Here is a 10,611-nt window from a genome sequence, read left to right on the forward strand (position 1 = left end):
GCGCCGTGCTGAGCATCCTGGTGGTGGTCGCCTCCCTGAGCGGCAACACCCGCGAACTCGGCCGGCAGATTGCCGAACGCTGCCGCGTTGCCGGTCATGCGGTGTACTGGCAGGAGGCCGACGACCTGCGCCAGGCACCGCCGCTGGCGGCCGATGAGGCCGACCTGGTGCTGCTGGGCTGCTGGACCGACAACGCCGGCCGCACGCCGGCGGAGATGAAGGCATGGGTGGCCGGCATCGCCGAGCGCGGCGAGCGGCCACGGCAGCTGGCGGTGTTCGGCACCGGTGAAACGCAGTGGGGGCAGGAGTACTACTGCGGCGCCGTGCACCGGCTGATCCGCTATTTCCGCAGCGACTATCCGCCGCTCGAGATCGAGCAGATGCCGCATGGCGAGCGTCACGCCGCAGCCATCGACGCCTGGACCGATACGGTCCTGGCCCACTACTGGAGCAACACCGATGCAGATCATCGACGCCACCACGCCTGAGCAGTTCCAGCAGCTGCTGGCCGAACATCCGCGGGTGCTGGTGGATTTCCACAAGGACCAGTGCCCGGGCTGCCGGATGCTGGAGATGTCGTTGCATCGCGTGGCCAACAGCGTGGCGGGGCAGGGCACGACCCTGCTGCGCGTGCAGCTGGAGGTGCTGGGTGAGGCGTTCTTCAGGGAGCTGGGACTGCGGCAGACGCCGACGCTGTCCCTGTTCCGTGACGGTGATGAGCGCACGCGCCTGGCAGGGTTCCAGTCACCGCAGCAGATCGAGGCCGCGATCGCGTTGCATTTGTAGAGCCGAGCCCATGCTCGGCTGCCGTTCGCACGGTGAGCGATGAGTCGAACATGGCTCGACTCTACAAGGTATCCACGCATGGCGTGGATCTACCGGGGCAGGGTCCGTGGTTTGGCGTCAGGCTCCGCTGAAGGTATCCACCAGCAGCTTCACGTTCAAAACCACGATCACCAGCGCGATCACCCAGGCGATCGCGCCCAGCCAGCGCGGTGCCACCAGCGCCCCCATCGTCACCTTGTCGGTCACGATCCGCACCAGCGGGATGATCGCGAACGGCAGCTGCATTGACAGCACCACCTGGCTCAGCACCAGCAGCTTCACCGCGCCCTGGTCGCCAAACAGCAGGATCACCACCACCACCGGAATGATCGCCAGTGCGCGGGTGATCAGCCGTCGCAGCCACGGCGGCATTCGCAGGTGCAGGAAACCTTCCATCACGATCTGGCCGGCCAGCGTCGCGGTCACCGTCGAGTTCAGGCCGGAGGCCAGCAACGCGATCGCAAACAACGTCGCCGCCGCGCCCACGCCCAGCATCGGCGCCAGCAGCTGGTGCGCCTGCTCGATGTCTTCCACATCGAAACGGCCATTGGCATGGAACACCGCCGCCGCCAGGATCAGGATGCTGGCGTTGATGAACAGTGCCAGCGTCAGCGCGAGGGTGCTGTCGGTCACCGCCCAGCGCAGCGCGCTGCGACGGCCTTCATTGGTACGCGGGTAGGCGCGGGTCTGCACGATGGACGAATGCAGGTAGAGATTGTGCGGCATCACCGTGGCACCGATGATGCCGATCGCGATGTACAGCGCGTGCGGATCGGTCACCACCTGCGCGCGCGGAATGAAGCCGCCCAGCACCGCCATCACTGGCGGCGCAGCCATCGCGATCTGCACCATGAAGCAGGCGAAGATCACCATCAGCAGCGCGATCACGAAGGCTTCCAGCGCACGGAAGCCGCGGTTCATCAGCAGCAGGACCAGCAGCGTATCCAGCGCGGTGATCACCGCGCCCCACAGCAGCGGCAGGTCGAACAGCAGCTTCAATGCGATCGCGGTGCCGATCACCTCGGCCAGGTCGCAGGCGATGATCGCTGCCTCGCACAGCGCCCACAGCGCCAGGTTCACCGGCTTCGGGTACCGCGCGCGGCAGGCCTGCGCCAGGTCCATGCCGGTGGCGATGCCGAGCCGCGCCGACAGCGCCTGCAGGATCACCGCCATCAGGTTGGAAATGAGGATGACCGACAGCAGCAGGTAGCCGAAGCGCGAACCGCCGGCGAGGTCGGTGGCCCAGTTGCCAGGGTCCATGTAGCCGACCGAGATCATGTAGCCCGGGCCAAGGAAGGCCAGCAGGCGGAACCACCAATGGCCCTTGTCGGGCACCGCAACCGAGGCGTTGAGCGCACCCAGGCTGGCCGGGGTGGAGGCCGAAGGGTCGCGGGGCGCCAGGGTGTTCATGGGTTCGAATATAGCTCCTGCTATAGTCATTAGCAATGTGAAACAATCGTCTTTATCGCGTTACTGGTCCAGAATTCAGGTTCAACACTGGATCACCCCGGAAGGACAGGCGCAGGCGTGGGCAAGACCGACGATTCGACATCGCTGAAAAGCACCCCCTTGATCGAGGCCGAGCGCCAGGTCGAGAGCTTCCGGCAAGTGCGCGAGGCGCACCGGATGGAACTGGTGGAGGACTATGTCGAGCTGATTTCGGACCTGCTGGCCGATGGCGGCGAGGCCCGCCAGGTCGACATTGCCACGCGCCTGGGTGTGGCCCAGCCCACCGTGGCGAAGATGCTGCGGCGCCTGGCCCGTGATGGTTGGGTGGTGCAGCGGCCGTACCGCGGCGTGTTCCTGACCCCGGAAGGCGAGGCGCTGGCCCATGCCAGCCGCCAGCGGCACCAGACCGTGGAGCGTTTCCTGCTGGCGCTGGGCGTGGACCCTGACACGGCACGGCGTGATGCGGAGGGTATCGAGCACCATGTGAGCGAGCAGACGCTGGCGCTGTTCGAGGCGTTCGTGCGCAAGGCCGAGGGCGAGGCGCCGTATCGGTAGCACCGGGCCATGCCCGGCGGCCGTTCGCGCGATCCGGTTTTTGTAGAGCCGAGCCATGCTCGGCTGCCGTTCGCACGGTGATGGAATGCGTCGAGCATGGCTCGACGCTACAGGTCAGGCGGGCAGCGGGCCTGTACCTGCGCGCACGCCCGTTTCGTCCATTCCTTCAACACCGGCTGCAGGCCTTGGTAACGCCGGCCTTGCCAGCCATTGGCCAGCACCGTGCCGCCGGCATCGATCAATACCAGATTCGGCGGTGCCAGCCCGGCCAATGCCTGCAGGGCCGGCATGCGCGCAGCGCGGCGCGGGTCAAGCACCGGCCACGGCATGTCCTGCGCGTGCATGTAGCGGCGCAGCGCGCTCTCGCTCTCATCCTGGCTGACGTACACCGCTTCGGTATCGGCGCCGGCTTGGCGCAGGGCATCACGCACGCTGCGCAGCGTGGGTACGAAGGCATGGCACGGTGCACACCAGTCGGCACCGAAGTACAGCGCCACCAGTTTCGGCGGCTGTGTCCATTGCATCGGTCGCAGCGAGCGCTGTTCCGGCCGCATCAGCGAGGCCGAGACCTGCGCGTGCAGGTCCGCAGCCATTGCGGGTGCGGCCAGCAGCACGGCACAGGCCAGCAACAACGCTCGCAGAGCTTCAGAACGCATAGCGCAGGTTGACGTACCACGAACGCGCGAAGCGCGGCCCGTAGACATAGTCGCTGTCACGCAGCGCGCCCACTTCCAGATCTTTCTGGCGCTGATCGAACACGTTCTTGACACCCGCGGCCACCGACACTTCCTGCTGCGCCTGCGCGCCCAGATGGCGGTGCCAGCGAGCACCAAGATCGGTGACCAGGAAGGAACGCGTACGGTGCAGCTCGCCCAACCGGTTGTTCAGCACCGACATCGGCCCGGTATGGCGCAGCGCGACGAAGGTTTCCCACGGCTCGGCGGGCATCCAGCTGAGCTGCGCCAGGCCGGTCCAGCGCGGGGTCTTCAGGTAGTCGCGGCTTTCGATGATGGTGTCGCCACCGTCGCCGGTGTCGTCGAAGATGCGCTGCGGTTCGCGGAAGCGCGAGCGGTACCACGAGGCACCGGCGGTCAGGCGCCACTGCGGCGACGGCTGCCAGCCGAGGTTGGTTTCCGCCCCCAGCACGTTGGAGCCGGAGGCGTTGTAGCGCAGCTGGCTCAGTTGTCCGTCATCGCCGCGCTGGATCTCGCCCAGCGCGAAGGTGTCGCGGATGCGTGCATAGGAGGCGGTAGCATCCCAGCTCCACACTGGATTGGCCGGGTCCGAGCGCCAGTCGAAGCCGAACAGGGTGGTCAACGCGCGCTCTTCCTTCAGGCCATCGGTGTTGCGCACGCGCACCTGCTCGCCACCCAGCGTATCGACGTGCACGTCCTCGACGAAGATCTCCGGTGCACGGAAGCCGGTGGCGATGCCGGCGCGCCATTTCAGGTTGGGCGTGGCCTGCCAGGCCAGGGCGATGCGCGGCGAGAACACCGCGCTGTCCAGTTCCGAGCTCTTGTCCACGCGTGCGCCCAGTACCAGGTCGACGTTGTCACGCAGGCTCCATTCGTCCTGGATGAAGGTGCCCAGGTTGTGGAAGGTTGCATCTTCCAGCACCGCCAGGCGCTGCCCGTCACCGGTGCGGTTGTCGTCGCGCAGCGCCTCGTGCTTGTACTGCACGCCGAAGGCCAGCGCGTGCGCGCCCAGCCGCCAGTTCAACTGGCTGTCGATGTAGTGCAGCGGGTTGTGGGTGCGGCCGTATTGGCGCCACGAACGCGAGGCCGCGCTGCCGGCCACGTTGGGATCCAGCTGCGACGGGTCATGGCCGGGTGCAGACGGATCGGTAACCACGTCGCCAAGACCGCCGTAGAAACTGTCGCGGTCGATGTCGGCGAAGGCGTAGGCCAGGCGGAAATCGACGTCGGCATTGACTTCCTGATCCCACGATACGCTGCCGCGCCGGTATTTCGTATCCAGCGATTCGGCGATGTTGGCCAGGTATTCGGGCTGATCCAGTCGATTGCCGCCACGCCGGGTTTCATCGGTCACCTGCAGGTCCAGGCGCAGCCGCGTGCCCGGCGTGGGCGCGTACCAGGCCTGCAGCCCGCCGGCCTTGAGGTTCTTGCGGGTGATCTCGGTGTAGCCGTCACCGTTGTAGTCGATGCCACTGTTCCAGTTGCGCTGGGCAATCACTGAAAGCCCGGCGTCGGCATCTTTCGCCACCAGGTCGAGGCGCACGTCGGCATTCTTCTGCGGTGTGCCCTTCAGGACATCCACGCCGGCCTGCACATGGCCGCCGCTGCGCGCCGGCAGCGGCGGAATCAGGTTGATCACACCGGCCACCGCATCCGGGCCGTACAGCGCCGAGCCGCCGCCCTTGACCACTTCGACGCGGTCGACGAACCCGGCCGGGATCTGTTCCAGGCCGTACACGCTGCCCAGCGTGGACAACAGCGGGATGCCATCGAACAACAGCTGGTTGTAGGCACCGGGCAGGCCCAGCAGCTGCACTTCGCTGGTGTTGCAGTTCTGGCAGTTGCTTTCCACGCGCAGGCCGTTGATCAGCTCGGCGGCGCGCGAGAAGTCGGTGGCCGCGCGCAGCGCGATGTCTTCCTTGCGCAGCACTTCGGTGCGGATCGGGACATCGGATAGCAGGCGTTCGCTGCGGGTGGCGGTGCTGACCTTGACCTGCACGCGGTCCAGCTCGGTGGGCTTCGAGGTGGCGGCCAGTGCAGGCAGCGGCACGGTCAGGGCAATGGCGGCGGCCAGGGGCAGCCGATGGAAGAGGGGCGTGGCAACGGGCATGAGGGCGTCGTCCTTGGGAGAAGAAAGGCGGCGAGGGCGACCTGGCTGACGCATATGAAAGCGGTGGCTTATTAATATAGCAAGTGCTATATAACGAGGCTGAGGCAATTACGCTTTGGGTACCAGTCGAGTCAGATCATGCATGTGTTATAACATTACATAAAACGACCGCAACCCTGCCGGTGGTCATGTCCATAGGATGGAGTTGCCGTGTAGGCGCGGTCGGATCGTCAGCCGCGGCGGAATGCGGCGGGGGTCCGGGCGCCGACGATGATCATGCGGATCATCGTGGAGATCTGTTCGACCAGTTCCGGATCCTTCTCCGGCGGCAGGTCCATGGCGGTGGCACCCATCGCGAACACCAGCCGGGTGATGGCCTTGGCCACCAGTTCGGGGGCATGCAGCACGGCGCCGTCCAGTGCAGCCAGGCGCACCAGGTCGTGCTGCAGCTCTTCTTCGAAATAGTGCAGTTCGCGTTCGACCGCATGCTTGAAGTCGTCCGAGCCGACCGCGCCTTCGCGCAGCAGCACGTGCAGCAGCTTGTCGTCGGCGCGCAGCTGTTCCATGAAGGTCTCCACGGAAACGCGCACCACGCTGGTGGCGGTAGACGTGGCGCGCTGGCGGGCCTCGCCGATGATGGTGCGCAGCGAGCGGCCGGCGGCGTCGATCAGCGCCACGGCCAGTTCGTCCATGTCGCGGAACTGCCGGTAGAAGCTGTTCGGCGCAATGCCGGCCTCACGTGCCACTTCGCGCAGGCTGAGCGTGGACAGGCTGCGGTGCGGCCCGATCAGCTTCAGGGCGGCGGCCAGCAGATCCTCGCGGCTCACCGTACGGCGGGCCGGGCTGTTGGCATCTTCAGACGTCGACAAGGCAGTGGCGGCGGCCATGGGGGTTCCGGTGGGGCGAGGCTGAATCATACCCAATCCGGTTCAATATACACATGTATACACAGGTGTATGTGCGCCCGTATAGTGCGCCCATGAGCGCTGTCGTCCGTCCGTCCCTGTTCTCTCCGTACCGCTGGGTCTCGCCGTCGCTGTTCGATTTCTGGGCGGGCCAGCTCAATCCCCTGTGGACCCTGCGCGAGCCGGTGGCCCGACTGGTCCGGCGCGAGCCGGCCGGCGAGGGCGCGGCGACCCTGGTCCTGCGCACCAACCGGCACTGGGCCGGCATGCGCGCCGGCCAGCACGTCACCCTGGGCGTCGAGATTGAGGGGCGCCTGTGGCAGCGCAGCTACAGCCCTACCGCACTGGGTCGGCGCGAGCTGGCGATCACCGTCAAGGCGATCGATGGCGGCCGGGTCAGCCAGCATCTGGTAAACCATGCACAGCCGGGCGAACTGTTCCGCCTCGATGCCGCCTTCGGCGAGTTCCATATGCCGGCCGCGGCGCCGGTGCTGCTGCTGGCTGCCGGCAGTGGCATCACGCCGATGCGCAGCCTGTTGCGCGACGCCTGCCAGCGCCCGCTGGCAGCACCGGTGGACCTGTTCTATTGGGAGCGCACCGCCGCCCATCTGCAGTTCCGTGATGAACTGCAGGCGCTGGCCGCGGCGCATCCGAACCTGCGCGTACATCTGCTGACCACCCGCGAGGGTGAGGCGCCGGCCGCGCGCATCGATACCCATGATCTGCAGGTGGCCGGCGATGACACGCCGCTGGCGCAGCGCCATGTGTTGGCCTGCGGTCCGGATGGCTTCGTTGCCGCTGCGCGTGAACGCCTGGCGCACCAGGTGGCTGGCTTCCAGGCCGAAGCCTTCACCCCGCCGGCGCCGCTGCGCGATGCCAGCAGCGAAGGCGAGGTGTCGCTGACGCTTGCGCGCAGTGGCCGCCAGCTGAGCGTGCCGCGAGGCCGCTCGCTGCTGGAAAGCCTGGAAGCGCATGGCATCAAGCCCAAGCACGGTTGCCGCATGGGCATCTGCAACACCTGCACCTGTGATCGCGTCAGTGGCGCCACCCGCCACCTTCGCACCGGCGACCTGCAGTCCGAATCGGCACAGCCGGTGCGGATCTGCGTGAGCGCACCGACCACCGACCTGACTCTGGATCTCTGAGGACGCCTGCCATGACCCGCGCTACCGACCGTGCCCTGAGCACCGCCGAGATGCATGCCTTCGGTGAGGAACTCGATGCGATCCGCGACCGTGTGATCGGCAGCCTCGGCGCCTCCGATACCCGCTACATCCGCCGCGTGGCTGCCGCCGTGCGATGGTTCGGCGTGGGTGGCCGTGGCCTGCTGTTCCTGGCAGCATTCTCGCCGCTGTTCTGGATGCCGCTGCTGTGGCCGGCCGCGATCACTGGCACGCTGCTGCTGGCGTTGTCGAAGATCCTGGAGAACATGGAGCTGGGCCACAACGTCATGCACGGCCAGTTCGACTGGACCGGCGACCCCAAGCTCAATGGCAACACCTACGAGTGGGATATCGTTGCCACCGCCGACAACTGGCGCAAGACCCACAATTTCCGCCACCACACCTATACCAACGTGCGTGGCATGGACGATGACATCGGCTACGGCCTGCTGCGCATCTTCCCGGAACAGCGCTGGAAGCCGTTCTACCTGCTGCAGCCGATCATCGCGCCGATCTTCGCGCTGCTGTTCCAGTGGGGCGTGGCCGCGCAGGACCTGCGCCTGGGCCGTTGGCTGAAGGGCCGCATCAGTGGCCGTGCGATGTGGATGCAGACCCGCCCGGTGGCGCGGAAAATGGCCCGCCAGGTGCTGAAGGACTACGTGTTCTTCCCGCTGCTGGCCGGCCCGTTCTTCCTCACCGTGATGCTGGGCAACATGGTGGCCAACGGCCTGCGCAACATCTGGACCTACGTGATCATCTTCTGCGGCCACTTCACCGCCGAGTCGGAAACCTTCCCGAAGGAATGCCTGCGCAATGAATCGCGCGGTCACTGGTACCTGCGCCAGCTGCGCGGATCGTCCAACATCAGCGGCGGCTTCCTGATCAATGTGCTGTCGGGCAACCTCAGCCACCAGATCGAGCACCACTTCTACCCGGACCTGCCGGCCAACCGCTATGCGGCCATCGCCAAGGAAGTGAAGGAGATCTGCCGGCGCTACGGCCAGCATTACAACAACGGCTCGCTGCCGAAGCAGTTCGGCCAGGTGGTCTGGCGCATCCTGCGCCACGCTTTCCCGAGCAAGCCGCGCCGCCTGCCGATGCCGGACATCATGTCCGCACCGGCATCGGCCAACGCGGGCTGATCGACTCAGCCCGCCTTCGCCAGGGCCGCCTGTTCGCGGTCCAGGCGGCGCAGGAACACCTGCATTTCCTTGTGTGCCTGCTGGTCACCCTTGCTGCCGGCCACGCTCAAGCCGCGTTGCCATGCTTCGCGCGCCGCCTGCGGCTGGCCACTGGCCAGCCAGGCTTTGCCCAGCAGCTTCCACGCCGCGGAATACTGCGGATCAAGCACCACGCACCGGCCCAGATGGGTGGCCGCGCGCACCGGGTTGCCCGCATCCAGCCAACCCTTGCCCAGGCCGAAGCGCAGCAGCGCGCCGTCCTTGCCGTTGGCAAGCATGCATTCCAGGGCTTCGATGTTCATCCGCGCACCTCCACCAGCAGTTCGGTGGGGCCGGGCTGGAAGCGGCCACGATGGAACAGCAGCGGCGCGCCGCCGTTCTCGTGCACTTCGATGATGCGGCCAGCCAGCAGCAGATGATCACCCACCGGCCACTGTGCGTGGCGGGTACAGGTGAGGTGGGCGACCGCACCGGCGATGCGTGGTGGGGCATCCTCGTCATCATCCAGCAATGCCAGGCCGTCGAAGCGGTTGCGGACCTGCGGATCGGCAAAGCGCCGGGCCAGCGCTTCCTGGTCGGCCGCCAGCACGCTGATCGCAAAGCGGGTGGCGCGCTGGAAGGTGGACAGGCTCTGCGCATGCAACGCCAGGTTCCACAGCACCAGTGGCGGCTGCAATGACACCGGCACGAACGAATTGATGGTCAGGCCGATGGGTTTGCCCTGCGCATCGCGGGTGCAGACGATGGCCACGCCGGTAGGAAAGTGGCCGAGCAGCCGCCGCAGGGCCCGCGGCGGCATCTCGACCGACGGCACCGGGGCCGGGGCGGGGAAAACCCCCGCCCACGGCCCGGCGTACGGCAGCGTTTCGCCGCTCATGAGGCCCTGGCCTGGCGGTAGCGCCGGCCGACCTCGGCCCAGTTGATGATGTTGAAGAACGCACCGATGTAGTCCGGGCGACGGTTCTGGTAGTGCAGGTAGTAGGCGTGTTCCCAGACATCCAGTGCGAGGATCGGGGTGTTGCCCGACAGGCCTACGGCTGCACCCATCAGCGGGCTGTCCTGGTTGGCGCTGCTTTCCACCTGCAGGCGGCCATCGCGATCGCTGGTCAGCCAGGCCCAGCCGCTGCCGAAGCGGGTCTGCGCCGCCTTGGTGAAGGCCTCCTTGAAAGCATCGAAACCGCCGAGGTCACGGTCGATGACGGCGGCCAGTTCGTCATCGGGCGCACCACCGTTGGTGCTGAGCACGGTCCAGAACAGGCTGTGGTTGGCGTGGCCGCCGCCGTTGTTGCGGATGGCGCCGCGCTGCGCCTCGGGCACGGCATCGAGGTTGGCGATCAGCGCCTCGACCGGCTGCTCGGCGATGCCGGCCTGCTCGATGGCGGCGTTGAGGTTGTTGACGTAGGCCTGGTGGTGCTTGCTGTGGTGGATGTCCATCGTGCGCGCATCGAAATGCGGCTCAAGGGCGTCGTAGGCGTAGGGGAGCGGGGGAAGCGAGTACGACATCGAAGCAATCTCCGTGGGGAAGGCCAGAGGGCTGGCCGTGGGGAGACTGTTATCGCACCTCAACATTGGTTGAGGTCAAGGGGCGGGATTGAGGTGCGTGCGCGTTCATCGCTTTGATTCTTCCTGCAGGACAGCACGAGCGAAATGGTAGTGCCGGCCGCTGGCCGGCATGCCGGCAAGGTCGGGGTGCCGGCCAGCGGCCGGCACTACCCGAACCCGCTTTTC

Annotated in this window: 12 protein-coding genes; 5 read left to right on the plus strand and 7 right to left on the minus strand. The window is 66.8% G+C overall.

Features of this window, described 5'->3' with window-relative positions:
* The first annotated feature begins 8 nt into the window (after positions 1-8).
* Positions 9-488, plus strand: coding sequence for a flavodoxin (locus ACTXG9_RS16035; RefSeq protein ID WP_031270765.1), 480 nt, complete (start codon positions 9-11; stop codon positions 486-488).
* The gene (locus tag ACTXG9_RS16040; RefSeq protein ID WP_005409967.1) at positions 460-786 is read left to right on the plus strand and encodes a thioredoxin family protein; all 327 of its coding nucleotides are present in this window, start codon (positions 460-462) and stop codon (positions 784-786) included. Before ACTXG9_RS16035 ends, ACTXG9_RS16040 begins: the two co-directional genes overlap by 29 nt.
* Positions 787-903: 117 nt before the next feature.
* Here the strand turns inward: ACTXG9_RS16040 and ACTXG9_RS16045 are convergent, their stop codons facing one another.
* Positions 904-2,235, minus strand: a complete 1,332-nt coding sequence (locus tag ACTXG9_RS16045; protein ID WP_235649253.1) for an Nramp family divalent metal transporter — start codon at positions 2,233-2,235, stop codon at positions 904-906.
* A 117-nt stretch (positions 2,236-2,352) separates the two neighbouring features.
* On the opposite strand from ACTXG9_RS16045, the gene mntR reads away from it, so the two are divergent.
* Positions 2,353-2,829, plus strand: a complete 477-nt coding sequence (gene mntR, locus ACTXG9_RS16050; protein ID WP_021204264.1) for a manganese-binding transcriptional regulator MntR — start codon at positions 2,353-2,355, stop codon at positions 2,827-2,829.
* A 107-nt stretch (positions 2,830-2,936) separates the two neighbouring features.
* On the opposite strand, the gene ACTXG9_RS16055 is transcribed toward mntR, so the two are convergent.
* The 3 genes from ACTXG9_RS16055 to fabR form a co-directional block, all read right to left on the minus strand.
* Positions 2,937-3,485 (minus strand): thioredoxin-like domain-containing protein, encoded by a 549-nt coding sequence (locus tag ACTXG9_RS16055; RefSeq protein ID WP_456115690.1) that lies wholly within the window; start codon positions 3,483-3,485, stop codon positions 2,937-2,939.
* A complete protein-coding gene (locus ACTXG9_RS16060) occupies positions 3,475-5,634 on the minus strand; it encodes a TonB-dependent receptor plug domain-containing protein (RefSeq protein WP_456115691.1) in 2,160 nt (719 codons plus the stop codon). Before ACTXG9_RS16060 ends, ACTXG9_RS16055 begins: the two co-directional genes overlap by 11 nt.
* A gap of 230 nt (positions 5,635-5,864) precedes the next feature.
* Positions 5,865-6,521: an HTH-type transcriptional repressor FabR gene (gene fabR / locus ACTXG9_RS16065; protein WP_021204261.1), complete on the minus strand. Its 657-nt coding sequence runs from the start codon at positions 6,519-6,521 to the stop codon at positions 5,865-5,867.
* Between the two features lie 92 nt (positions 6,522-6,613).
* Between fabR and ACTXG9_RS16070 the strand changes: the two genes are divergently transcribed.
* Together ACTXG9_RS16070 and ACTXG9_RS16075 are read left to right on the plus strand one after the other, a co-directional pair.
* The gene (locus ACTXG9_RS16070; RefSeq protein ID WP_050563255.1) at positions 6,614-7,684 is read left to right on the plus strand and encodes a ferredoxin reductase; all 1,071 of its coding nucleotides are present in this window, start codon (positions 6,614-6,616) and stop codon (positions 7,682-7,684) included.
* An 11-nt stretch (positions 7,685-7,695) separates the two neighbouring features.
* On the plus strand, positions 7,696-8,844 hold the full coding sequence (locus ACTXG9_RS16075; protein WP_021204260.1) for a fatty acid desaturase family protein: 1,149 nt from the start codon (positions 7,696-7,698) through the stop codon (positions 8,842-8,844).
* A gap of 5 nt (positions 8,845-8,849) precedes the next feature.
* Here the strand turns inward: ACTXG9_RS16075 and ACTXG9_RS16080 are convergent, their stop codons facing one another.
* From ACTXG9_RS16080 to ACTXG9_RS16090, 3 genes are read right to left on the minus strand one after another with little or no spacing between them, the layout of a single operon-like run.
* Positions 8,850-9,185, minus strand: a complete 336-nt coding sequence (locus ACTXG9_RS16080) for a tetratricopeptide repeat protein (protein ID WP_021204259.1) — start codon at positions 9,183-9,185, stop codon at positions 8,850-8,852.
* Positions 9,182-9,760, minus strand: coding sequence for a flavin reductase family protein (locus tag ACTXG9_RS16085; RefSeq protein WP_021204258.1), 579 nt, complete (start codon positions 9,758-9,760; stop codon positions 9,182-9,184). Before ACTXG9_RS16085 ends, ACTXG9_RS16080 begins: the two co-directional genes overlap by 4 nt.
* Entirely contained in the window at positions 9,757-10,386 is a 630-nt protein-coding gene (locus tag ACTXG9_RS16090; protein WP_206621420.1) for a superoxide dismutase, read from the minus strand. Before ACTXG9_RS16090 ends, ACTXG9_RS16085 begins: the two co-directional genes overlap by 4 nt.
* Positions 10,387-10,611: the final 225 nt, after the last annotated feature.

The sequence above is a fragment of the Stenotrophomonas maltophilia group sp. LNF247 genome (assembly GCF_054083135.1).